Here is a 22,973-nt window from a genome sequence, read left to right as displayed (position 1 = left end):
TCCGCGGGCCGGTCAACTGGAGGCCGGCCCGCGAGTTTACCGATTCCATGACAAGAAATCACCTCTGCGAGCTCTTTTCCGTATCCGCTCGCCTTTCGGCGCTGCCGTCGTAGCCGAGCTTCTCCCACAGCAGGGTTTCGAATATCCGCACCGAGCCCTCGAGGTCGTAATCGCTGAGAATCCGTGAGCGAACCATGGCACCATCGAGGAAGGTCGAGACGACAACCCGGATCTGCTCCGGGTCGACAGGGTTGAATATTCCCAGATCGACGCCGCGTTTAACGCAATTCGTCAGCACTTTCGCTTCTGTATCGTAGAATCGGCGGATCGCATCATCGACACGCTGCGAGCGTTTTCCTTCGGCATTGTAGTCCAGGTTTATCTTCATCATCTTGCTGAAGGAATCGACCATGTCGACATGCGTGCGGAGCCACTCTCGAATGAGAGCCGCCGGGTGCTCGATATTCTCGCTCAGCGAAGCGAAACGCTCGAAAGCGGTGTCTATGGCATATTCGATTGCTGCCCGCAGAAGATCATCCTTATCTTCAAAATAATAATAAATCATAGCGGTCGTTACGCCCGCCTCGCGACCGATATCCTTGATTGTTACCGCGCCAAAGCTGCGACTGGAAAGCAGATCCAGTGCACTCTTTTTCAACATCTCAGAACGGTCAACAGTTGCTTCTTCCGCTGATGGCCGACCTGCCTTACGCATATTCCCTCACTTCTGGATGCAGGCCGTGAGCATTTTCCCGTCACGGGCCGCATCTCGTTGTCAAACACCGGGGCCGCTATACATGCCCTCTTGCTCGCTAACCAGCGTACCACACTAGGAAGGCGCAATTGAGCTGACGCAACTTTCGAGGCTTTCTCGGAGAGATGAGCCTCTATCCAACGCCTACATAGCGCATGTTGGCCATCCAAACCTCCTGGTGTGGAGGCTGCTCGTTGCCAGCCCCGTTGTTGGACATTCAGAATTCGCTTTCCTGAATGCGCAAAACAGACTACCGTTATACAAGGTAACTAATTGATTAATTAATTTCTTCAAGTCCCGTATCCAGGCCAGTTTCAAGACGGAGGCGCAATTGCGGCAGATAGGCAACGATCATGGCGCTTTCAACCGCGGTTCGCGTGCCCCGGACGAGGTCGGTGCGGGAGAGCGCATCGAAGCGCTCTTGTCCGATATCCCCGACATCGCGTACGCGGGCTACGGCGAGGGCGCAGTTGCGGACTACATTCCCGGCCTGCGGGAGGTTCCGCCCCGACAGTACGGTGTGGCGATCGCCTGCCAGGATGGGACGCTCTACCAGGCCGGCGAGGCCGGGCAGCAGTTTTCCATTCAAAGCATCTCCAAGCTCTTCACCCTGGCGCTGGCGCTGCGGCTGGCCGGCGAGGCGGTCTGGGCGCGGGTCGGGCGCGACCCCTGCATGCGGAAGTTCAACTCCGTCAGCGAGGTCGAGGCGAACCTGGGCATCCCGAGCAATCCCTTCATCAATGCCGGCGCGCTGGCGATCACCGACCTGATCGTCTCGCACAGCTCCGCCCCGCGGCGGATCCTGCAGGACCTGCTCCGGCGGCTGATCGACACCGACGACATCTTCTCCGACCCGCGCATCGCCCGCGGCGAAGCCGAGGTCGGCCACCGCAACGCCGCCCTGGGCTACCTGCTCAAGGACTACGGCAACCTCGACAACCGCGTCGAGGACGTGCTGTCGGTGTACTATGCCCACTGCGCCATCGCCATGAGCTGCCTGGAACTCGCCCAAAGCGCGCTGTTCCTGGCCTGCGACGGCGTCTCCCCGATCACCGGCCAGCGCATCGTCAGCGCCGACCAGACCCGCGAGATCAACGCCGTGCTCGCCACCTGCGGCATGTACAACGGCGCCGGCGAATTCGCCTTCAAGGTCGGCATCCCCGCCAAAAGCGGCGTCGGCGGCGGCATCCTCGCCATCGTCCCCCAGCGCATGACCATCTGCGCCTGGTCCCCCGAACTCGACCCGCACGGAAACTCCGTCGTCGGACAGCGCATCCTCCAGCACCTCGTCAAACAAATCCGCGCGTCCGTCTACTGAGAAATCGAACGTCCCGATTGTCCGGCCAACGCTTGAGCAGCGCATTCAAGGGAAACGGCAACGCAATGACGACACATGCAGTAACCGATTTTGAACTTCAATCCGGTGACCGCCTTCACGAGGCCAGGCTGGCCTACAAGACCTACGGGAAACTGAACCGCAACCGGGACAACCTCATTCTGTTCCCGACCTATTACACCGGGCGCATCACGAGCAACGAGCCCTATTTCGGAGAAGGGCGGACGTTGGACCCTCGGGATTTCTGCATCGTTGTCCCGTGCCTGATCGGCAATGGCGACTCTTCGTCCCCAAGCAACGCCTTGGGCGCGCAGGCTGGCGCATCGTTTCCGAACGTCACGGTTCACGACAACGTACGCCTCCAGCGCGATCTCCTGGAAAAGGTCTTCGGCGTCGAGAAAATCGCACTGGTCATCGGTTGGTCGATGGGCGGCTGCCAGGCCTATGAATGGGCGGTGCAACATCCGGACATGGTCGAGCGCGTCCTTCCCTTCTGCGCGACAGCGAAGTGCTCGGCGCATAACTTCGTCTTTCTCGAAGGCGTCAAGGCGGCATTGACGGCCGATCGAACCTGGAACCGCGGCGCGTATCTGGAACCACCTGTCAACGGTTTGAAGGCGTTCGGCCGCGTCTACGCCGGCTGGGCCTATTCGCAGGCATTCTTTCGCGACGAGACGTATAGACAGCTTGGACACGACTCCATTGAAGATCTGCTCGCCGCCTGGGAGCGGGACCATCTGGAATGGGATGCGAACGATCTGTTGTGCAAGCTTTGGACTTGGCAGCATGCGGACGTCAGCGCGAATGCCCGATTCCAGGGTGATTTCCGCTTGGCAATGCAGTCCATTCAGGCGAAATCGCTCGTGATGCCGTCATCGAGCGACCTCTATTTCACGAACGAAGACAGCCGGTACGAGGCGGCCCTGATACCGGGCGCCGAATTCCGCCCGTTCGAATCCACGTGGGGACACTGCGCGGCCACGCCGAGCGCGGCCGCGCCGGACTTCATGGGGTTCCTCGATAAGGCGATCGCGGACCTCTTGAACCGCTAGAACAAGCGTCGCGCCTGCACGACGGCGGGGCAGCCCGCGGTAATCCGACACCCAACTGCGAAAAGGGATGTGATTCACGCCAATTTGGCCTTAATCGCTGCTGAAACTAATTGACAGATTAATTAATTATGCATTATACGATGGTATGCCTTGTCACAGTCCGCGATATCCAAAACCGGACCGCATACCACTGGGCTCATCCGGCACTCTTTCAATTAAAAAGCCGGAGGCAAAAAACGTTCAACTGAGGAGGCAAATGATATGGAGGCACAAGCTGTCGAGGGCGGCGTCTCTCCTGGAAAAGTGGGAACTCTGAGAAGAGATATCGACTGGACTCACGCATTTTGGTTTGCCGCCGGCACGCCGGCGCTTGTACTTTTCTCTGTCGGTGCAATTGCAGCAACCGTTGGAAATATTTCCCCTTTAGTGTGGATAATCTCTACATGTTTCGGGTTTATCCAGTGTTTTACATATGCCGAAATTGCGGGCATCTTTCCTCATAAATCCGGTGGCGCGTCAGTATACGGCGCAATTGCCTGGGTGCGTTACGGCAAGCTGCTTGGTCCGATCTCCGTCTGGTCTAATTGGTTCTCCTGGTCGCCGGTGCTGGCGATCGGGACCGGGTTGTCCGCCGGCTACATCCTGAATCTGCTGTTTCCCGCCGATTCGCTTATCAATACGTGGGAAATAACCGTTCTGGACCTCGGGTTCGTCAAGGACAACCTGTCCCTGCGGATCAACTCGACGTTCGTTCTTGGCTGGATTCTGGTGCTGGCCGTGTTCGCCATCCAGCACCGGGGCGTGCTTCGCGCCGCCAAGGCCCAGATGTTCGTTGCCATCTCGGCGTTGGTACCGCTGCTGCTGATTGGCATCATTCCCATCGTCACAGGCGATCTGCCCCGCGACCATTTCACGCCGTTCGTCCCGCTTTCCTATAACAATGAGGGCAATCCGGTTGCCGGCTCCTGGGATATGGCAGGCTGGACGGTCTTCGTCGGCGGCCTCTTCATCGCGGCTTGGTCCACCTACGCCTTCGAAACCGCCGTTTGTTACACGCGCGAGTTCCGGAACCCCGGGCGGGACACGGTGCGGGCCATCGGCTACGCGGGACTGCTTTGTCTCGTCGTGTTCTCGCTGGTGCCCATCGCTTTCCAGGGCTTCCTTGGCCTGGAGGGCATGCTTGCACCGGGCATCTACAACGGCGACGGCGTCGGCAAGGTAATGGCCAGCATGGTCGGGGCGGGCCCCGTGCTTGGCAACGTCATCGTCGTGATGCTGATTCTGGCTCTCCTGCTGGTGGTCATGACCGCGATGGCCGGGTCTTCCCGCACCCTCTACCAGGGGTCGATCGACGGCTGGCTGCCGAAATACTTGTCGAAGGTCAACCACAACGGCGCGCCGGTGGCGGCGATGTGGACCGACCTCGGCTTCAACATGCTGCTGTTGATGATGTCGGACTATGTGTTCCTTCTGGCCCTGGCAAATGTGAACTACATCGTCTTCATCTTCCTCAACCTTCAGTCCGGCTGGATGCACCGCATCGACAGCCCGAAGGCCAAACGCCCCTTCCGGTGCCCGAACTGGCTGCTTGGCATGGGGGCCATCCTGGGCTTCGTCAACCTTGCCTTCCTTGGCATGGGCGCGAACATCTGGGGTGCCGGCACGTTGACCGTGGGCTTGCTCGTCGCCGCGGCGATCATCCCCGTCTTCGCGTTCCGCCATTACATTACCGATGGCGGCGTATTCCCGGAGCAGATGTACAAGGACATGATGCTCGCCCATGGAGAAGACGGCACGACAATCGAAAAGCGGTGTGGCATGTTGCCTTACCTGACGCTCGGCGCGGCCGTCGCGGTGGTGATATTCTTCCACACGATCGCGGTGTACTGAGTTCCTGACTTTTTCGAGGAACCATCGCATTGATCCAACGATGGCCGGGCGGGACGATCCGACATGCATTGTCGATTGCCCGCCCGGTCACGCGATTCCCGATAATGCGGCCGATCGTGCCGCCAGACTCCCCCTTTCCTCGCTGGACACCGAAGACCCGACAGGCGCCCGCCACGTCTCACTGAGAGCATCTCGATCCGGGCAGCCTCCACGGGCATAAAATACGAGCGGGTGCCGGGCGGAACGCGACTTCTTCCGGCCCCACGGTCATGGCGCGAATGGGTTAGTGAACGTCGGCATCGCGCACTTGCGGCCTTGCGGGCGTCAACTACAAACCATTCGTGGGGCCTGTCCGCGCGTCGGGCGGCTTGAGGTGACGCGCGCAACATCTTCGGAGGGCAGCGGGTGGCGACTCTGCTTGGTATAGACACCGGCGGCACTTACACCGACGCGGTGCTGTACGACGACGCCGACAGGCACGTCCTGCGCGCCGGCAAGGCGCTGACGACGAAGCACGATCTGGCGCGCGGCATCGAGGGCGCGCTCGACGACGTGCTGCCCGAGGGCGAAGCGCCGGCCATCGGCTTCGTCTCGCTCTCCACGACCCTGGCCACCAACGCGGTGGTGGAAAGCCACGGCGGCGCCGTGTGCCTGATCCTGATCGGCCAGGGGCCGGAAACGCTGGAGAAATCCGGCCTGGGCCAGGCCATTTCGGACGACCCCGTGGCCTATATCGCCGGCGGCCACGACGCGACGGGCGAAGAGCAGGCCGGGCTGGACCTCGACGCGGCGCGGCGGGCCATTCTGGAGCATGCGCCGCGTGTGGCCGCCATTGCCGTCGCCGGCTACTTCGCCACCCGGAACCCGTCGCACGAGATCGCGGTGCGCGACCTTGCGCGGGAGCTGACGGGCCTGCCGGTCACCTGCTCGCACGAGCTGTCGAGCGCGCTGGACGCGCCGCGCCGGGCGCTGACGACGCTGTTGAACGCGCGGCTGATCCCGATGCTGCACGAACTGATCCTGGCCGTGCGCTCGCAACTCGAAGCCCGGCATATTTCCGCGCCGCTGATGGTCGTGAAGGGCGATGGTTCGATGGTGTCGGCGGAGGCCGCCATGCTGCGCCCGGTGGAAACGGTACTATCCGGCCCGGCCGCCAGCGTCGTCGGCGCCTTCCACCTGACCGGGCGGAGCGAAGCCTTCGTCGCCGATATCGGCGGCACGACCACCGACATCGCCTACATCTCCGATGGCCGGCCCCGGCTTGCCGCACGGGGCGCCACGGTCGGCGGCTGGCGCACCATGGTCGAGGCGGTGGACGTCCACGCGGTCGGCCTGGGCGGCGACAGCGCGGTGACGATCGAGGCGGAGCCTGGCCCGCACGATACCGGCCTGCGCCTGGGCCCGCGCCGTGCCGTGCCGCTCAGCCTGCTGGCCCACCAGTATCCGCATGTCCTCGACATCCTGCGCGGGCAGGTGCAGTCGGGCGTCCCCTCCGGCAACGCCGGCTGCTTCGCGCTGCAGGCGCGCCGGCCCGGTTCGGGCGGCGCCGCGCTGTCGCGCGGGGAGCGGGCGCTGCTGGACAGCCTTGCGGACGGGCCGCTGAACCTGGAGGGGATCGAGGACCGCTACCTTGAGCGCCGCAGCCTGGAGCGCCTGCTGGATCGCGGCGTCGTCGTCCGCGCCGGCTTCACGCCCAGCGACGCCGCCCACATCCTGGGCCGGCAGTCGCAGTGGAGCCACGAGGGCGCGGCCCTGGGCGCCAGCCTGTGGCGGCGGAAGCTTGCGGCCTTCGGCGACCGGCGGTTCGATGGCGACGAGACGGCCGTCGCGGAACTGGTCGTGGAGCAGTTCGTGCGCCAAGGCGCGCGGGCGCTGTCCACCGCCGCGCTGGCGGCGGAGCGGAACGCGCAGGAGATGGGCGGCGAGTTGCTGGACAGGGCCGCGCGAGGTGGCAGCGCGGCCGGGCAGCTTGTCGATGTGACGCTGCGCCTGAGCCGCCCGCTGGTGGCTGTCGGCGCGGCGGCCGCGGCCTATTTTCCCGGCGTTGCGCGGCGGGTGAACACCGAGTTGGACGTGCCGCCGCATGCCGGCGTCTGCAACGCGGTGGGCGCGGTCGCCGGCGGCATCATGCAGCGCGCCCCGGTCCTGATCACGCAGCCCACCGGCGAGAAATACCGCGCCCATCTGTTCGACGGCGTGGCCGACTTCGAGGAGCTTGAGCACGCGGTCGCCGCCGCCCACCGCGCCGCGCACGCGGAGGCGGAGCGGCTGGCGCTGGCCGCCGGGGCCGGGGCCGTCGACATCACGGTCGAGCGTTCGGACCTCACCGCCACGGCCTCCGACGGCAGCGACATCTTCGTCGAGTGCCACGTGACGGGCGTCGCCGTCGGCCGCCCGCGCACCGCCGCGGCGGCCTAGGCTGTTTTAGGCCGCTCAGGCCGAAACGGTGCGGGCCTTGAACGTCCCGCCGCTGCCCGAAGGTGACCACGCATCGAGGCTGACGCTGGTCTGCTCGCCGCTTTGCATGTCCTTGAACTCGGGCAGCGCGCCGGGCTCGCCGGGCGGGAAGCAGACGTAGGGAATGCCCTTGCGGTCGGCGTACTTCATCTGCGCGCCGACCTTCTTGGCCTCGTGATAGACCTCGACGTTGAAGCCGCGCCGGCGCAAGTGCCGGCCGGTGTCGCGGGCGACCGCCCGGTCCACGCCCGGAAGCTGCACCACCAGCACGTCGGTGGGGCACTTCGGACCCGGCTGGATCTGGCCTTCCTTCACCAGCTTGGCGAAGATCCGCGTCAGGCCGATGGACAGGCCCACACCCGGCAGCCGACGGCGCAGGAAGCTGCCGACCAGATCGTCGTAACGCCCGCCCGACAGGATCGAGGGATAATCCGGATAGTCGATCAGCTTCCCCTCGTAGACGGTGCCGGTGTAGTAGTCGAAGCCGCGCGCGATGGCGAGGTCGGCGACCGCCTGCTCCTGCGTCACGCTGGCAAGGTGTTCCAGCACGAAGGTCAACTCGTCCAGACCCTCGTCCAGTAGCTCGGACTTGACGTCCAGGGCGCGCACGCGCTCGGCGAAGGAGGTGTCGGTGCTGCGAATCGAGGCAAGCTCGACGCAGCGCTGCGCCGTGGCGGCGTCGATGCCGGCGTCGTCCACCAGCATCTTCGCCACGCCCTCGGGGCCGATCTTGTCCATCTTGTCGACGACGCGGATGGTCTCGACCACGTTCTCGATTCCCAGACCTTCGTAGAAGCCCTGCAGGATCTTGCGGTTGTTGATGTGCATCGACACCCGGTCGAGCCCCAGGCTCGCCAGCACCTCCAGGATGACGGCCGGCAGCTCCGCGTCGAAGTCGAGGGCGACGTTGTCGACGTCCACCACGTCGATGTCGCACTGGTAGAACTCGCGGAATCGCCCCTCCTGCGGGCGCTCGCCGCGCCAGGCGCGCTGGATCTGATAGCGCTTGAACGGGAAGGCCAGGTCGTTGAAGTGCTGTGCCACATAGCGCGCCAGCGGCACGGTCAGGTCGTAGTGCAGGGCCACGCGTGCCTCGTCGCCGCCGTCCTCGGCCTGCAAGCGGCGCAGCGCGTAGATCTCCTTGTCGGTGTCGCCGCCCTTGGAGGTCAGGACGTCGATATCCTCCACCGACGGTGGGTCGATGCTGCAGAACCCATAGCTTTCGAAGATCCGGCGGATCTCGTTCATCCACTGCTGTTCGACGATGCGGATCTCCGGCAGCCATTCCGGAAAGCCGCTGATCGCGCGGGGTTTTATGGTTTTCTTGGCGCTCATGCGGTGTGCGGTCTCTATCGCTGGATGCCTTGGGCGTCGTGGTGGTGGCCGCTACCTGTGCTCGCGCGGGCGGCCGCCTGCGTGCGCTCGTTATAAAGGTTGCACGCGGCGCTGCAAACCGGCGCCGTTCCCGCACGCCCGAAGCCGGCTGGCACGGGAATTGCGTCGCTGTCGGCAGGTTGTGGACGATGGAGGGTGGAGCGGTGCTTGGACGAACGGCGACACTGGCGATGGTGGCGGCCGTACTTGCCTTCATGACGACGCCGGGACAGGCGGAGTCCGAGCTGGACAGCATGCTGGGGGCCCCGGTTCAGGGCGCCGATCTGGAGGCCACGGCAACCGGGACCGGCGGAACGCTGAGCGGCCTTGGCCGCGTGCTTCCCGAACAGCGCGAGTTGATGGAGAACACCGGGCGGATGCCAATCGGCAACCCGACCGGCAGTCGCCCGGCGGCGGACATGAACGCCGATATCGGACTGGCGCCGATGGTCGATTTCCTGACGCCCAACATCACGATCCGGGGTGGTGCGTTCTAGCCTCGCTGGCGCTGGGTCAGCCCGATGCTTAACGCCCAATCTAGAAATTGTTAACCATACTTAATAGCGGCCGATGCGCGACTAACATCCTCACAAGACTGGAAAAAGCTCCTGTCCCGGGGCGGAAGTCGACTCCCAAGTGTTAACCTTGCGAAACAAATATCCCGTCCGGCTTCCCTCGAATCCGTCTTTCCCTGTCTCTCGCGGCCAGGACTGACCCGCGGAAGGCGCGCAATCACTGGCTTTCGAAGGATTGGCACGCCGCTTGCTGCAACGGGCATTGCGGCGGGGTGGGATCATCCGTCGCGCCTGGACAATGCGGAGACAATCCCACGGGAGGAGTTGAGGATGCTCAAGCGAAATCTGCTTGCCGCGGTTTCGGTGGCCGCGCTCATGGCCGGCGCACCGTATGCATTCGCTCAGGATGCCGAGCCCACGCAGGAAAACGTGGCGGACGCTTCCGGTGACGGCAGCGCTGCCGGTCAGAACGATTCCACGGTCGGTGACGGCAACGCCGAGGACTCGAACGTCGGCGACGGCAACATCGAGGACAGCACGACCGCCGGCAACGATCAGGACAACGATGCCAACGACCAGGACAACGTCGGCAACCAGACGAACGTCGGCAACGACAGTTCGACGACCGACGACAACAGCGACGACGACGGCATCGACGTCAAGGACAATGCCGGCGGTATCGGCAATACCGACATTGCCGATTCCGGCAACACGACGACGGACGACAACTCCGACGACGATGGCACCGATGCCGACAACTCGTTTAACACCGACGACAACTCGGACGACGATGGTCTGGATGCGGACAACGCTTTCAATACCGATGATAACTCCGATGACGACGGCGTAGATATTAAGGATAACGCCGGCGGCATCGGCAATACCGACGACAACAGCGACGACGACGGCACCGACATTGAGGATGTCGGCGGCATCGGCAATACGGCCGATTCCGGCAACACAACGATCGATGACAACTCGGCCGACGACGACGACGGCCGCGACGACATCGACAACTCGTTCAACACCGACGACAACTCCGACGATGAGAACTACATCGCTGGTGAGGGCGCCAATCAGGCGGCCAACAACAGCACGGCGATCACCGCCAGCGAGGGCGCCACGGTTGCCGGCGGCAACGCAGCCAGCGGCCGCGGCCAGATGGCGGGCAACGACCTGTTTTCCGCCACCGACGACGCCCAGGTGGCCGGTGGCGACGCCGCCCAGGATTCGGGCGTGGTTGCCGGCGGCAACGTGAACCAGGCGGCCGACGGCGGCCAGAATGCCGGTCGTGACGCGAACCAGGCGAACGGCGACGGCAGCAACGTCGTCACCGGCTCGCAGGACAACGACGGCTTCGACGTCGATATCATGGGCAGCGTCGCCTTGAACCAGACGCAGCTCAGCTCCTCGGTGTCGAGCGTTCAGTTCGTCGAGACCGTTCCGGAAGACGGCTCGGTCAACACCGGTAATATTCGCGGGACGTCGGTCCAGAATTCTCGCGGTATTAACCAGATTAACCAGAATACCGGCATCGGCTCGATGAGCAACTCGGTGTCGATCAACTCGCGCATCAACAACTAAGGCGATGCGCAGCGGGGCCGGCGGGCCGGGCGGGTTTTCCCGTCGCGCGCCCGCCGGCGCCGGCCGTTTTCGCCATGATCGGGGATCGGTCCCATGTCGACGAGTTATCGCAGGATCGCTTGGATGTGCGTACTCGCCGCCGCTGCCGTGTCGGTGTATCCATCGCTCTCGCACGCCGGCGACGGTGATCTGGAGGCGGGCGAGGAGATCTTCGAGAACAAGGTGGAATTGGGTGAGCTTTCCGGCGTTCGCGGCGGCATCAACGATGTCGGGATCAATGTGGCCGAGGCGTTGAGCGACATCCGCGACAACAGGGCCTCCAACGTGACCACCGGCCTGATCGACAACATCGACGTCAAGGATGTCAGCGGGTTCAGCACCTTGAATTTCAACACCGGTCTGAACTCCAACTTCCAGACGATCTACCAGATGAACATTTTCCTGAAGTAGGGAGACGGGGGATGACGCGCGGCGCTCTGGTCCTGGCCACGATGTTGTCCCTGATCGCGGCGGCGCCGGCCGTCGCGGGGGAGGTTACGGTGCGTGGCGTCGGCGGGTCGTTCGGCGGCGCGTTCAACGTGCCGGTAGAGTCGATCAGGGAGGCGCGTTTCCGCACGGTATTCCTGCAAAAGTATGACTTCTCGTGCGGGTCGGCGGCGCTGGCCTCGCTGCTGACATTTCACTACGACAGGCCGACGACGGAGATCGAGGTTTTCAACACCATGTACGAGACGGGCGACCAGGAGCGCATCGAACGCCTGGGCTTCTCGCTGCTCGACATGAAGCGCTACCTGGCGGAGATCGGCCTGCCTTCCGACGGCTACAAGGTGTCCCTGGACCGCCTCCAAAAGGCGGGCCTGCCGGCGATCGCGCTGATCGACACCGACGGCTACAAGCACTTCGTCATCGTCAAGGGCGTCTCGGAAAGAGAGGTGCTGGTCGGCGACCCCGCCCGCGGTATCCGGCCGATCGACCGCGACGAATTCAAGGCGATGTGGAACGGCATCGCCTTCGTCATCAAGTCACGGGTCGCCGAGGCGCGGGACACCTTCAACAGACCGGAAACCTGGGCGGTCCAGGCGCGGGCACCTTTCGGGACCGCGTTGAGCCGCACGTCGCTTGCAACGTTCTCGGCCAGCCTGTTCCGGGCCGGCCGGGTCTATTAGCGAGGATCGAGCCATGCCGCGCTTGTCCGTCGTTGCCGCTGCCGCCCTTGCCACGGTCTGCGGCCTCATGCCGCTTCAGGCCGGTGCCGGCGTCGACGACCCCTTCGGCCCCGTGGAACCCCTGGCCCGGGCCGAGCTCGACCGGGTACGGGGCGGTTTCAAGGTCGGCGCCTTCGAGATGAACATCGGCGTGAGCGTGCGCACCGGCCTGAACGACAAGATGACGCTCACCTCCAGCTTCGTCATCGAGGGTCTGAATCGCGTCCGCCAGATCGGCGACACGATTGCGGAGGGGCTGTCGCCGCTGAACGGCGCCTCGCAGGCGGCCGGTGCCGGGGACACCGGCACGCAGCCGGAGCGCCAAGCCGCATCCACGGCGTCCACCACCGCCAGCGCCCGGAACGCCGCCACGGCCGGAAGTTCGACGGGCCCGGCGACGGTTTCACGGACCTCAAGGCCGACGTCCTCGGGGTCGTCGTCCGGCTCATCCTCGGCACAGGCGGCCACGCAACCGTCCGCCGCGCCCGCGCCATCGTCGAATGCGAGCGCGACGCCGGTGACGGGAACGCTGTCGATACCGGGGCTGACCGTCAGCCACGGGACGAACGGGCTGCCACGCTCCATCGTGTTGAACCGGCTGAACAATGTCTCGATTTCCCAGCGTGTGCAGATTAACCTGAGTATCGAGAACTTCCGCGACCTGATCGGCTCGTTCCGGGCCAGCCGGCTGGCTGCGGACGCAGTTCGCAACGCACGCTCTCTGCGCGGGTCGTAAATGCGGACAGGTGTCGGCATATCGGCGAAGCGGTTGCTGGCCACGGTTTTCGCGGTGGCCGCGCTGCCTTGCCTGCAAGCGACTGCGGGCGAGGGGACGGCGCCCAGGGTTGCGGCTGCCGATCCATTCGACGCGCCCGTGGCCGACGAGGTTCTCAGCGGCGCGCGCGGATCCCGCTTTTCGGGCGCGACGCCGGATTATGGGAGTATCCAGGTCGGCTCCGTCCTATGGGACGACATGAAGCACCCGCTGCCGCCCAAGCCGCCCCAACCCCGACAGCGCGACGGCACCTTCAGGACATCGGTATCGGTCACCTTCCGATAGCTTTCTTCGGGCGGCGCACGATGCGGGTTCCCTGGCTTTCGCCGCCGGGGGCAACGCACCCTAGAACGTGATCGGCACGCGCAGCGTCACCCGGGCGTCTTCCGCCTCTTCGGTCAGGCCGGCGGCGACGCGCAGGTCGATGGCCGTGCGGGGGCTAAGGGCGTAGTTGCCGCCGAACAGGAACGAGGCGACGTGCACCTCGTCGGATTCCTGCACTTGGCCGTCCACCTCGGTGTCGGTGGCAAGCACGTAGCTGTGCTCGTAGCCCAGGCTGAAGCTGAGCCGGTCGTTCAGGCCGACGCCGACGCCGAAGCTGGCGTTGATGGAGTCGCCGACATCGACCTCGCCGATCTCGGTCACGCCGTCCACGTCGTCCTGCGCGTTCGGGATGCGCTCGTCGACATCGCGGCTGATGTTCCAGGCATAGCCGATGTTGCCGAAGACCACCGCCGGGTCGGTCGGTACGATGGCGGTGATGCTGGGTTCCACCGACCAGAAGCCCGAGCCCGTGGGCAACTCGCTCTCCAGGCCGTTTTCGTCGCGGTCCACGTCGAACGGACCCTCGCCGGTCGGCGCGCCGACACGCAAGTTGCCGACAAACAGCGGCCAGTCCTCCCGCCCGCTGTTGAGCTGGTAGTGGGCGCCGAATTCCAGGTCGCCCAGGCCATCGCCCTCGATGTCGCGCACGCTGCTGAACGTCGGATCGTTGACGCCCGTCGATTCGATGCGGTCGTTGCGGTAGATGTAGGGAACGCGTACGTCCACTTCGAAGCGGTCGGTGACGCCATAGCGGCCGCCAAGCGCCGCCGTGACGCGCTCGCGCTGGGTTTCCGACGCCTCGATGATGCCGAAAAGCACGGCCTCGACGACTTCCACGCCCTGGAAGAAGAAGCGGTTGCTGGACGAGGTCGCGAATTCCAGCTCCGGCTCCAGGACGAAGGTGCCCTGGGGGGTCAGCACGCCGCCGCGATCGCGGATCAGGGTCAACTCGCCCTCCCGGAACTGGCGCTCCTCGGCTTCCGGTCGCTGGGTGGGCGCGGTCTCGGCCGGTTCGGCCTGGGCCGTGCGCTGGCGTGTGTCCGCCTGCGCCGCCGTTTCCGTGCCCTCCGAACCGTCCGCCGATGTCGTCCCACGCGCCCGTGCGCTGTCGAGCGTCAGCGAGTCGAGCTGCTCGCGCTGATACTCCAGTTCCTGTTCCTGGCGCAGCAGCATCTGCTTCTGCCGGCGAAGCTGCTGCTCCTGCTGCTGGATGCGTTGGCGCAGCTTTTCGATAACCTCGGCCGTGTCCTCCGCGGCGGCACCCTGCGACAGCGTGCAGGCGATGGCGAGCGTGCTGACCGCGGCAACGAGGCGCGCGGGGTATCCGGAACGATGGGTGGATGACTCACGAGAAACGCGCGCGTTCGCGCGGGTGCGCCGAAGAGCTGAATTCATCCCGACCGTCTTCCAATTGCGTGGACTGGATTTCTACTTAAACTTCGTGACCCCCGTCCGGCGAACATGAATGTTCACCAGGATTTGCCATATTATACTTCTTCATAAGTTTGTACAGAGTAATGCGGGAAACGCCAAGTGTTTCAGCCGCTTTGCCGACGCGGCTGCGGTTTCTGCGCAATGCTTTGGCAATAGCCGCGCGCTCGGCCCGCTCGCGCGCCTCGGCCAGGGTGGAGGGCGTGTCCTCGTCGTGCGCGTCCTGTCCGTCGAGGCCGAGATCGCGGGCCGTGATGCGACCATGTCGGCACATGACGACGCCCCGGCGCACCGCGCTGATCAGTTCGCGCACATTGCCAGGCCAGGTGTGCGCCTTCAGCATGCGCACGGCAGAGGGCGAGAACTCTATCCGCTCACCGTCGCCATCGCCGGCGAAGCGGCGCAGGAAGTAGTTGGCCAGGATCACGACGTCCTCGCCGCGTTCGCGCAGCGGCGGCATCTCCACCTGGAAGACGTTCAGGCGGTAGAACAGGTCCTCGCGAAACCGGTCTTGGCGGACGGCCTCCTTCAAATCGACATTGGTCCCAGCGACGATGCGGGTGCGCACGTGGAGCGTGGAGACGCCGCCCACGCGCTCCAGCGTGCCTTCCTGCAGGAAACGCAGCAGATGGGACTGCACCGGCATCGGCAGGTCGCCGATCTCATCCAGGAACAGCGTGCCGTCCTGCGCGGTCTCCACGCGGCCCGGCTTGCGCTGCGTGGCGCCGGTGAACGCGCCCTTCTCGTAGCCGAACAATTCCGAGGCGATCAGGTCGGTCGGGATGCCGCCGCAGTTGATGGCGACGAACGGCCCGCCGCAGAAGTCGGAGATCTCGTGGATGGCGCGCGCGGCCAATTCCTTGCCAGTCCCGCTTTCGCCGGTGATCAAAACGGGCGCGTCCGTGCGCGCGACCCGGCGGATGCAGTCGAAGGTTTCGTGCATGCGCCGGCTCTCGCCCACCATGTAGGGCTCGCGCTCGGCGCCGGACTCGCCGCGCGCCTGTTCCGCCCGGCCCTCGAAGTCGGCCAGCAGCAGCAGCCGGTCCAGCGCCTCGGTCAACTCCGCCGAATCGATGGGGTGAACGAGGACGCTCTGCACCCGTCCGGGCGGGAAGGCGGCCGCGACACGGTCGTCGTGGAAGCTCTCGGCGTCGAGCACCACCAGCATCTTCGCGGCGGGAAAGGCGGCGGCGGTGCGCTGCAGCACCTCGACCAGGCCGCGCCTGCGGTTACCGGCGTCAACGGCGACGGCGGACACGTCCGGGCGCAAGCGGCCCGGCAGCTCGGACAGGCTGGCCGCACGCACCACGTTGCAGGCCTCCGCGTGGCTGCGCTCGAACGAAAGCGGCATTGCCGAAAGCTCCCGACCCACCAGGGCAATCGTCGCGTGTGTCATAGCGAGGGGATGGTGGCGGGATCGGGTTGAGGCTGCGGGTGTGGCGGTTCTGCGGTGCGTTTCGCTATGGGGGGTGTTGCCTCGCATCGCCCGTTCCGCGCTCCTGACGGTCTGTTGCCACCAGATTGCCACGCAAAACCCGCAGGTGGAAATTCCACCGAAGAACGCTTGTCACCCTATAGTTTTCGATGTGGTGAAACCGGAAGGGTATACTGAATATTTATTTTCGACCGTATGGCCTTAAAAGATACATCTCCTGAATTTAATGGCAGCCAAAGTTTGAAGTTCCACCAAGCTTGAGCAATACCGAATTGTCTGGCTTTACCCGCTCATATGGCGAAACGCTTTGGCGATAATGCCAATAGATCGAATATCACCGCCATTTGGGCCTGTCGGCGCACGACGAATGGTTTTGCCCGTCAGGCAATCCGTCCTTCCACATAAAGCCGCGTCAAATCGTCCTCGGGCGCGTCGAAGACCTTCTCGACCGGGCCGCGCTCGATGATGCGGCCGCCCCGGCCCTCGTTCCAGAAGAAGGCGACGTCGGTGCCGATTCGCCGGGCCTGGCCCAGGTTGTGGGTGACCACGACGGTGGTGTACTTGCCCCTGAACTCGCCGATCAGCTCCTCGATGACGCCGGTGGCGATGGGGTCGAGGGCGCTGCACGGCTCGTCCATCAACAGCGCCTCGGGCCGCAGGGTCAGGGCGCGGGCGATACACAGACGCTGCTGCTGTCCGCCGGAGAGGCCCAGGGCGGGCCGGCGCAGGCGGTCGCGCACCTCGTTCCACAGGCCGACGGCGGTCAGGCACTCCTCGATCCGCGCCGCGATTTCCGCCTTGTCGCGGATGCCGCTCTGTTTCAGCGGCATTTCCAGGTTGCGCCAGATGGTCGTGGGGAAGGGGTTCGGCTTCTGGAAGATGATGCCGACGTGCCGGCGCAGCGCGGTCAGGTCCGTCCCGGGGCTGAAGATATCGTGCGAATGCAGCATCACGCGCCCATCCACCCGGCAGCCGGGAATCAGGTCGGACAGCCGGTTGAGGCAGAACAGGAAGGTGCTCTTGCCGCAGCCGGACGGGCCGATGATCGCCGTGACGCCGCCGTCATGGATATCCATGTCGATACCCGACAGCGCCGCCATGCCGGCGTAGGTGACGTTCAGGTCGCGCACCTGCCAGACGGGCTCGCCTTGGCGTTGTGCCGCCGGACCATTGCCGTTCGCGGGGCTCGTTGCCGCGTCCGCAACGTCGGGATGGCGGTCTAGGGCGTCAAGGTGAAGCTCATGCCTGTCCGCCGACGCCAGATGGCTATCAGCCATAATAGTGCTCCGTTGAGAACCAGGAGAAGAAGGACGAGAAGCAGCGTGGTCCCGGCCGCCGGTCCGCTGCCGCCCGGCACGTTCATCGAGAGGTCGAAGACGTGGATCGACAGCGTGCGCCCGGAATCCAGCAGCGATTCCGGCATCCGCGCGACATAGCCGCTGGTGAACACCAGCGCCGCCGTCTCCGCCAGCGCGCGCCCCAGGCCCAGCAGCGTCCCGGCGAGAATGCCGGGGCTGGCCAGCGGCAGCAGGACGCGGGCGATCACCGCCGGGCGCGTCATGCCAAGCCCGGCGCCCGCGATGCGCATGTCGAGCGGAACAGCGCGCAGGCTTTGCTCGATGCTGCCGATCAGGATCGGCAGGATCATCGTCGCCAACGTCAGGCCGCCCGAAAGGATCGAGAAGCCGAAGCCCAGCGCCAGCGCGAAGAAGGCATAGCCGAACACGCCGAAGACGATGGAGGGCACCGCCGCCAGCACGTCCAGCAGCGTGCGCATCACCCGCACCGTGCGCGAATGCGCCGGCAGGTATTCGGCGATCAGCACCGATGTCGCGACGGCCAGCGGCAGCGCCGTTGCCAGACAGATCCCCACGATCAGGCCGGTGGAGGCGATGATCGGGCCGATGCCGCCCTCGCGCCCGGCGTTGCGCGGCGCTTCCGTCAGGAACGTCCAGGACAGCTTGTCCGCCCCCAGCCAGGCGATCTCGCCAAGCATCCACGCCATCACCGCGACCACCGCCACGGGAATGGCGCAGACCGCCGGCGCCGACCAGTCGACGCGCCGCAGGGCCGAGCGATGAGCCAGCAGCGGCTGCGATGCCTCAGACATGGGCGTCCTCCCGCGCCACCCAGCGGCCGACGGCGAAGATCACCAGGACGGCAAGGACCAGGATCGTCGCGCTGGCGAACAGGCTGGAGCGGTGGACGTCCATGGCATAGCCGACCTCCAGCGCGATGTTGGCCGAAAGGGTGCGCACCGGCTGAAAGACGCTCGTGGGAACCTGGACGATGTTGCCGGCCACCATGACCACCGCCATCGTCTCGCCCAGTGCCCGGGCGAACGCCAGGATGCAGCCGGTGGCGATTCCGGGCCGGGCGGCCGGCAGCACCACCTGGCGGATCGCCTGCCAGCGGCTGAAGCCCAGTCCGATGGCGCCACGGTAGTAGGCGTCCGGCACCGCGGCGATGCGCGCGAAGGCGATCAGCGCGACCGTCGGCAGGATCATCAGGGTCAGCACGAAGCTGGCGGCGAGCAGGCTGGTGCCCGGTTGCTCGACCTTGGCGATCAGCGGCACGACCGTGGTGAGACCCCAGAAGCCCAGGACGACCGAGGGAATGCCCGCCAGGATCTCCAAGAGCCGCTGATAGATCCGCCCGGACCATCGCCCTGCGTAGAACGCCAGGTACACTGCCGACACCACCCCCGCCGGCAGCGCCAGCACGCAGGCGCCGGCGGCGACGACGAGCGAGCCGATCAGCATCGCCGTCATCTGGAAGCGGCCGTAGGTCGGATACCAGCCCTCGTCGCTGACCAGCCGCGTCAGGCCGATCTCGCGCAGAAAGGGGATCGCCTCCACCGCGACCGTCGAGACGATGACGAAGACGATCCCGCTTGAGAACAAGGCGGCGGCCCAGAGCAGCGCGGCGAGCCAGCGGTCCGCCGCGCCTTGGCCTGCCCTGCGCTCAGCGGCTTGGGGCCACGACATGGAAGGTATCGAGGATCTCGTGGACCGCCTCGGACTGCGCGAAGTCCAGGAACGCCTGCGTTGTCTTGCTTACCTCGCCGGCCGTGACGAGATTCAGCTGCCGGATGGCGGGGTAGGAGCCGTTGGCCACGTTCTCCACCGTGGCGAGCACACCGTCGAGGCCGACCAGCTTGATCGCCACGCCGTGCTCGGCGTCGTAGAAGGCCGTGCTGATGGCGACATAGCCGATGGCGCTGCGGTTTCCGGCCACGGCCTTGATGCCCTGCTCGTTCTCGCCGATCACCATGTGCGGCTTGATGTCCGGCGGGATCAGGCCGAAGTGGTCGAGGAACAGATCGAGCGTGGCGCGTCCCTCGGACTTGTTGATGATGATGATCTCGCCGCCGTCGTCGCCGAAATCGGACCAGTCGGTCTTTTTGCGGGTGTAGATGGCGCGGATGTCGTCGCTCGACAGGTCCTCCACGGCGTTGTCCTCGTGGACGATCATGGCAAGCCCATCCAGGGCGAAGGTGTGCGCGGTCAGGTCGCTCTCGGACGGCTTCAGGCGCCTGGAGACCATGGCGATGTCGTTCAGGCCGCGCCGCTGATCGATGACCCCCTTGGTGGAGCCGCCCGTCTGGATGTCGATGCGCACATCCTGGTTTTTCTCTTCATAGAGGTGCGCGATCTCCTCGGCGATCGGCGCAATGGTGCTCGATCCCGTCAAAAGCAGGCGCGTTTCATCGGCTTTCGCCTGGATTGCGGACACGGTAAGCGCAAGAAGCGGCAGCGCGACCGCCGCCAACTTGATCCTGTACCCCAGCATCGAAAAACCCCCGGCTGTTCGTTATGCGTTTTGACTGCACGTGATGCGTGCATATAACCGGAAGGTGTCACACCTATGTGGGGAGAGCAATCACAGTTCTAATGTTGTCGAAATATCTTATCTTGAGATTATATTTCGTATGTATTTCAAGCACAGGTTGTTGAAGTGCTCGCTGCGGTCCCGAAGCCGGGCGATGCAGATAGGGCAGGCGCTCGTCCAGGCTGGCGCGCGTTTGCTGGCGCATCGCCTCCCCCTATACCGGTTTCTTGAAGGCCGGGGCGTCGAGGACGAAGTCGATGGTGCCGCCGTGCCCGTAGATGATGGTGTAGCCGACGTGCCACTTACAGCTGGCTTACCGTAAAGGACCGCCTCGTGAGGGCGGCTGTGACTTGGGGGCGACTTTGTGACAAGGCTGCCTCGTTTTCAGGCCTTCACGACGTAGCCAGAAGAAGCACACCACTGCCGATCATTAGAGCGCTGCTCACCCGGACGAGAAGCGTTCGTTGCGGAACCACTTTCTCCAGCAGCACGAATACCGTAATCGCGACGACCCACAGCAGATTCATAACGCCGAGAGTGAAGAGCAGAGCCATCAGAAACCAGCAGCAGCCGACGCAGAACGCCCCGTGATCCAGGCCCATGAGCAGCGGCCCGAACCGGCCAGTGCGCCGCCTGTGAAGAAGAAAGGCGATGGGTGAGCGGCAGTGCTTCAGGCAGGTGTTCTTGAGCGGTGTGAGTTGGTACACGCCGGCCGCGATGAAGAGAGCGGCGCCGAGAACCGGACTGGTCCCGACCATCATGGGCGAGAGCAGGGCCGCTTCGCTCAGGCCCCACTGGGCAAGCGTCGCGAAAAGGCTGAATCCGGTCCAGGTGACGAGATAGCCAAGTGTGAATTGCATTGTGCCGGCGTAGGGCCGTTCGCCGGGGTGCCGCTTTCGCTCGATGGCAGCGTAGAGCAGGATCAGCGGGGCCGCGCTCGGCACCATCATACCCGTCATCATGATCGCCCACATGGCGAACATCGCGGCGAAATAACCAAGATCCCACGAAACCGCGCGCATCCCGCCCATGGCTTGGCCCATCGCCATGTCGATCAGATAGGCCCATGCAATCGCTGTAATTGCCACAAGCAGGGCCAAAACGATGACACGGTCGCGCTTCAAAGCGGACTCGATCAGCGGGGATGCCGTCCCCGTCATCGAGCCCTTGTCTGGTCCGCGCCGGCGCTACCCATCCCAGGAAAACGGCGAAAAATGACCGTTCCGATTGCCGCTGGCATCGTCCCAGTCGATGCCGAAGGCATGGAACCGGCTATGGGTGGCGTTAGCCAGGGCCAGTTTCGACGAGACGGGGTGGCAGGTGTTCTCCAGATATACCGGTTCACCTTCCTTGGAGACACTCGGCACACCGCTCAAGGCCTGGTCGATGAGATCGCCGGCCTTGACCGCTCGGTTCAGCCCGTCCGTCTCAAACGTGATCGCTTGCTTCTCGATCCCGGCAAATTCGCCAACGAGGGGCGCCAACGCTTCCATCGGGCCGCCTTCCGCGCCGGAAGCGATCTGAGCAATGGCGTCCGTCTGGGCGCCACTCGCCTTCTCGTCAATGACCAGCCCCACTTTGATGTTACCGTCGGCCATGGGACCAGGCGAATGCATCAGCACAATGAACGCCACTCCATCCAAGGAAACGCCGTCCTTCTCGCCCCTATCGACCCGCATGGCTATCGCAGCCTTGCAGTCACCCTCGGTGGGCTGTCCCGTCAGGTTCGTTCCAATACACGGGCATATGAATTCGCAATTACATGTCTCCATATACTGTCCTTCGATATGCCAACCAGCCATTTTTGCCTCCCCGTCAACTTCTTCAAAGCTACACTATTGACTGAAGGCAGCCAACCGTCGTTCAGATATTTCTCCCAAGAGCCCCTCCCAGCTCCAAGTCAGAACAGAACTTGCAAATATCGTGATTCCTGCTGGGCCATCCCCGTCGCGCCTAGCTCCCCGCCGCGGCCTCGAACCCGGAAAGGAAGCTTTTCAGGTTGTCGCCCAGGGCATCGGAGAGATAGCCGCCTTCCTGGACCAGCAGAGTGGGCAGCTTCAGGCCGGCGATGCGCGCGGCGATCTCGGCGAAGCCCTCGGTAGTGATGGAAAGGCCCTTCAGCGGGTCGTCCTCGTGCGGGTCGAGGCCCAGGGCGACGACGAGGGCGGTGGGGGCGAAGGCGCGGATGCGCTGGAAGGCGCGGTCCATGGCCTGCAGGTAGCCGGCGGTGTCGGTGCCGCGCGGCAGCGGGACGTTCAGGTTGTAGCCGGTGCCGTCGCCCTCGCCGCGCTCGTTCGCGTGGCCCCAGAAGAAGGGATAGAAGCGCACGGGATCGGCGTGTAGGGAGACCGTCAGCACGTCGGGCCGGCTGTAGAACACGCCCTGCGTGCCGTTGCCGTGATGGACATCGATGTCGAGGATGGCGACGCGCGAATGCGTGCGGCGAAGCCACTGGGCGGCGATGGCGCTGTTGTTCAGGAAGCAGAAGCCGCCGGCCATGTCCGGATAGGCGTGGTGCCCCGGCGGCCGGCACAGCGTATAGGCGGCGCGCGCGCCCTGCCGTACGATCTCGGCCCCGGTGACGGCGACGTCCGCGCTGGCGAGCGCGGCCTCCCAGGTGCCCTCGGAGATCGGGCAGGCGGTGTCCGCCTGGTGCCAGCCGGCCTGGCCGACCGCGGAGGCCGGATAGCCGGTCTGCCAGCGGCCCTGGGGGTGGATGTTCGGGATCACCTCCTCGCTCGCTCCCTCGATGCGGCGCCAGCGGGTCACGATGTGCTCCAGGAACTGCAGGTATTCCGGCGTATGGATGTCCGCGACCGGCCCCCGGCCGAAGTGCTGGCGCCCGACGATCCCGTGCCCGCCGGCCCTGGCGGCGGCAAGCAGGCGATCGGCGCGCTCGGGCACCTCGGGGCTTTCGTGCTGCGCGCCGTTCACCAGGAAGTGGCGGGGATGGTGCTGGCGGTGGTCCTCGGTATAGACGACCTGCATCGGGTATTGCTCCGGAATTACT

At 64.8% G+C, this 22,973-nt stretch carries 21 protein-coding genes; 10 read left to right on the top strand and 11 right to left on the bottom strand.

The genetic code is table 11. The annotated features are described in order from the left end of the window. Nucleotides 1–58: 58 nt before the first annotated feature. Nucleotides 59–715 carry a TetR/AcrR family transcriptional regulator gene (locus tag DRB17_RS04235; protein WP_114580942.1) on the bottom strand — a complete coding sequence of 219 codons (657 nt, stop codon included), beginning with the start codon at nt 713–715 and terminating at the stop codon, nt 59–61. Between the two features lie 370 nt (nt 716–1,085). Here DRB17_RS04235 and DRB17_RS04230 point away from each other — a divergent pair, with 370 nt between their 5' ends. The 4 genes from DRB17_RS04230 (at nt 1,086) to DRB17_RS04215 (ending at nt 7,450) form a co-directional block, all read left to right on the top strand. Then, complete coding sequence (locus DRB17_RS04230) at nt 1,086–2,072, top strand: glutaminase (protein ID WP_161958693.1); 987 nt, start codon at nt 1,086–1,088, stop codon at nt 2,070–2,072. A 32-nt stretch (nt 2,073–2,104) separates the two neighbouring features. Further along, on the top strand, nt 2,105–3,142 hold the full coding sequence (locus tag DRB17_RS04225; protein ID WP_206607777.1) for an alpha/beta fold hydrolase: 1,038 nt from the start codon (nt 2,105–2,107) through the stop codon (nt 3,140–3,142). A gap of 261 nt (nt 3,143–3,403) precedes the next feature. After that, the gene (locus tag DRB17_RS04220; RefSeq protein WP_114580939.1) at nt 3,404–5,032 is read left to right on the top strand and encodes a trimethylamine N-oxide permease; all 1,629 of its coding nucleotides are present in this window, start codon (nt 3,404–3,406) and stop codon (nt 5,030–5,032) included. A gap of 405 nt (nt 5,033–5,437) precedes the next feature. Next, nucleotides 5,438–7,450 carry a hydantoinase/oxoprolinase N-terminal domain-containing protein gene (locus DRB17_RS04215; protein WP_114580938.1) on the top strand — a complete coding sequence of 671 codons (2,013 nt, stop codon included), beginning with the start codon at nt 5,438–5,440 and terminating at the stop codon, nt 7,448–7,450. Nucleotides 7,451–7,465: 15 nt separating this feature from the next. Here the strand turns inward: DRB17_RS04215 and hisS are convergent, their stop codons facing one another. After that, nucleotides 7,466–8,824 (bottom strand): histidine--tRNA ligase, encoded by a 1,359-nt coding sequence (hisS, locus tag DRB17_RS04210; protein WP_114580937.1) that lies wholly within the window; start codon nt 8,822–8,824, stop codon nt 7,466–7,468. Nucleotides 8,825–9,027: 203 nt separating this feature from the next. On the opposite strand from hisS, the gene DRB17_RS04205 reads away from it, so the two are divergent. From DRB17_RS04205 to DRB17_RS04180, 6 genes are all read left to right on the top strand, one after another. Further along, nucleotides 9,028–9,360, top strand: a complete 333-nt coding sequence (locus DRB17_RS04205; protein ID WP_147274798.1) for a hypothetical protein — start codon at nt 9,028–9,030, stop codon at nt 9,358–9,360. Nucleotides 9,361–9,708: 348 nt separating this feature from the next. After that, nucleotides 9,709–10,962 (top strand): hypothetical protein, encoded by a 1,254-nt coding sequence (locus DRB17_RS04200; protein ID WP_114580935.1) that lies wholly within the window; start codon nt 9,709–9,711, stop codon nt 10,960–10,962. A gap of 123 nt (nt 10,963–11,085) precedes the next feature. Next, nucleotides 11,086–11,412, top strand: a complete 327-nt coding sequence (locus tag DRB17_RS04195; RefSeq protein ID WP_114580934.1) for a hypothetical protein — start codon at nt 11,086–11,088, stop codon at nt 11,410–11,412. 11 nt (nt 11,413–11,423) lie between these two features. Further along, nucleotides 11,424–12,128 carry a C39 family peptidase gene (locus tag DRB17_RS04190; protein WP_114580933.1) on the top strand — a complete coding sequence of 235 codons (705 nt, stop codon included), beginning with the start codon at nt 11,424–11,426 and terminating at the stop codon, nt 12,126–12,128. A gap of 13 nt (nt 12,129–12,141) precedes the next feature. Then, a complete protein-coding gene (locus DRB17_RS04185) occupies nt 12,142–12,903 on the top strand; it encodes a hypothetical protein (protein ID WP_114580932.1) in 762 nt (253 codons plus the stop codon). After that, a complete protein-coding gene (locus tag DRB17_RS04180) occupies nt 12,904–13,227 on the top strand; it encodes a hypothetical protein (protein ID WP_114580931.1) in 324 nt (107 codons plus the stop codon). A gap of 60 nt (nt 13,228–13,287) precedes the next feature. On the opposite strand, the gene DRB17_RS04175 is transcribed toward DRB17_RS04180, so the two are convergent. The 9 genes from DRB17_RS04175 to DRB17_RS04130 all read right to left on the bottom strand — a co-directional run bounded on the left by DRB17_RS04175 (nt 13,288) and on the right by DRB17_RS04130 (nt 22,951). After that, nucleotides 13,288–14,661 (bottom strand): transporter, encoded by a 1,374-nt coding sequence (locus DRB17_RS04175; RefSeq protein ID WP_114580930.1) that lies wholly within the window; start codon nt 14,659–14,661, stop codon nt 13,288–13,290. A gap of 37 nt (nt 14,662–14,698) precedes the next feature. Beyond that, nucleotides 14,699–16,048 (bottom strand): sigma-54 interaction domain-containing protein, encoded by a 1,350-nt coding sequence (locus DRB17_RS04170; RefSeq protein ID WP_114580929.1) that lies wholly within the window; start codon nt 16,046–16,048, stop codon nt 14,699–14,701. Nucleotides 16,049–16,512: 464 nt separating this feature from the next. Beyond that, the gene (locus tag DRB17_RS04165) at nt 16,513–17,409 is read right to left on the bottom strand and encodes a phosphate ABC transporter ATP-binding protein (protein WP_206607776.1); all 897 of its coding nucleotides are present in this window, start codon (nt 17,407–17,409) and stop codon (nt 16,513–16,515) included. Next, entirely contained in the window at nt 17,352–18,242 is an 891-nt protein-coding gene (pstA, locus tag DRB17_RS04160; protein WP_114580928.1) for a phosphate ABC transporter permease PstA, read from the bottom strand. Before pstA ends, DRB17_RS04165 begins: the two co-directional genes overlap by 58 nt. Further along, nucleotides 18,235–19,119, bottom strand: a complete 885-nt coding sequence (gene pstC / locus DRB17_RS04155; protein ID WP_114580927.1) for a phosphate ABC transporter permease subunit PstC — start codon at nt 19,117–19,119, stop codon at nt 18,235–18,237. Before pstC ends, pstA begins: the two co-directional genes overlap by 8 nt. Further along, a complete protein-coding gene (locus tag DRB17_RS04150; RefSeq protein ID WP_114580926.1) occupies nt 19,097–19,924 on the bottom strand; it encodes a phosphate ABC transporter substrate-binding protein in 828 nt (275 codons plus the stop codon). The genes pstC and DRB17_RS04150 overlap by 23 nt, the downstream gene beginning before the upstream one ends. 431 nt (nt 19,925–20,355) lie before the next feature. Next, nucleotides 20,356–21,123 (bottom strand): DUF2182 domain-containing protein, encoded by a 768-nt coding sequence (locus DRB17_RS04140; protein ID WP_114580924.1) that lies wholly within the window; start codon nt 21,121–21,123, stop codon nt 20,356–20,358. A gap of 27 nt (nt 21,124–21,150) precedes the next feature. Beyond that, nucleotides 21,151–21,765, bottom strand: a complete 615-nt coding sequence (locus tag DRB17_RS04135) for a DUF1326 domain-containing protein (protein WP_114580923.1) — start codon at nt 21,763–21,765, stop codon at nt 21,151–21,153. 151 nt (nt 21,766–21,916) lie between these two features. Beyond that, a complete protein-coding gene (locus DRB17_RS04130; RefSeq protein WP_114580922.1) occupies nt 21,917–22,951 on the bottom strand; it encodes a histone deacetylase family protein in 1,035 nt (344 codons plus the stop codon). Between the last annotated feature and the right edge of the window lie 22 nt (nt 22,952–22,973).

Origin of the sequence: Ferruginivarius sediminum, assembly GCF_003344765.1 — a bacterium.
Lineage (GTDB): Bacteria > Pseudomonadota > Alphaproteobacteria > Kiloniellales > Rhodovibrionaceae > Ferruginivarius > Ferruginivarius sediminum.
This window is presented reverse-complemented; position numbering and strand designations above follow the sequence as displayed.

What these genes read in the sequence shown, in the direction of transcription:
- DRB17_RS04235 (WP_114580942.1), bottom strand. Translation starts at nt 715, where the DNA reads ATGCGTAAGGCAGGTCGGCCATCAGCGGAAGAAGCAACTGTTGACCGT.
- DRB17_RS04220 (WP_114580939.1), top strand. Translation starts at nt 3,404, where the DNA reads ATGGAGGCACAAGCTGTCGAGGGCGGCGTCTCTCCTGGAAAAGTGGGA.
- hisS (WP_114580937.1), bottom strand. Translation starts at nt 8,824, where the DNA reads ATGAGCGCCAAGAAAACCATAAAACCCCGCGCGATCAGCGGCTTTCCG.
- DRB17_RS04200 (WP_114580935.1), top strand. Translation starts at nt 9,709, where the DNA reads ATGCTCAAGCGAAATCTGCTTGCCGCGGTTTCGGTGGCCGCGCTCATG.
- DRB17_RS04195 (WP_114580934.1), top strand. Translation starts at nt 11,086, where the DNA reads ATGTGCGTACTCGCCGCCGCTGCCGTGTCGGTGTATCCATCGCTCTCG.
- DRB17_RS04190 (WP_114580933.1), top strand. Translation starts at nt 11,424, where the DNA reads ATGACGCGCGGCGCTCTGGTCCTGGCCACGATGTTGTCCCTGATCGCG.
- DRB17_RS04185 (WP_114580932.1), top strand. Translation starts at nt 12,142, where the DNA reads ATGCCGCGCTTGTCCGTCGTTGCCGCTGCCGCCCTTGCCACGGTCTGC.
- DRB17_RS04180 (WP_114580931.1), top strand. Translation starts at nt 12,904, where the DNA reads ATGCGGACAGGTGTCGGCATATCGGCGAAGCGGTTGCTGGCCACGGTT.
- DRB17_RS04175 (WP_114580930.1), bottom strand. Translation starts at nt 14,661, where the DNA reads ATGAATTCAGCTCTTCGGCGCACCCGCGCGAACGCGCGCGTTTCTCGT.
- DRB17_RS04170 (WP_114580929.1), bottom strand. Translation starts at nt 16,048, where the DNA reads ATGCCGCTTTCGTTCGAGCGCAGCCACGCGGAGGCCTGCAACGTGGTG.
- DRB17_RS04165 (WP_206607776.1), bottom strand. Translation starts at nt 17,409, where the DNA reads ATGGCTGATAGCCATCTGGCGTCGGCGGACAGGCATGAGCTTCACCTT.
- pstA (WP_114580928.1), bottom strand. Translation starts at nt 18,242, where the DNA reads ATGTCTGAGGCATCGCAGCCGCTGCTGGCTCATCGCTCGGCCCTGCGG.
- pstC (WP_114580927.1), bottom strand. Translation starts at nt 19,119, where the DNA reads ATGTCGTGGCCCCAAGCCGCTGAGCGCAGGGCAGGCCAAGGCGCGGCG.
- DRB17_RS04150 (WP_114580926.1), bottom strand. Translation starts at nt 19,924, where the DNA reads ATGCTGGGGTACAGGATCAAGTTGGCGGCGGTCGCGCTGCCGCTTCTT.
- DRB17_RS04140 (WP_114580924.1), bottom strand. Translation starts at nt 21,123, where the DNA reads ATGACGGGGACGGCATCCCCGCTGATCGAGTCCGCTTTGAAGCGCGAC.
- DRB17_RS04135 (WP_114580923.1), bottom strand. Translation starts at nt 21,765, where the DNA reads ATGGCTGGTTGGCATATCGAAGGACAGTATATGGAGACATGTAATTGC.
- DRB17_RS04130 (WP_114580922.1), bottom strand. Translation starts at nt 22,951, where the DNA reads ATGCAGGTCGTCTATACCGAGGACCACCGCCAGCACCATCCCCGCCAC.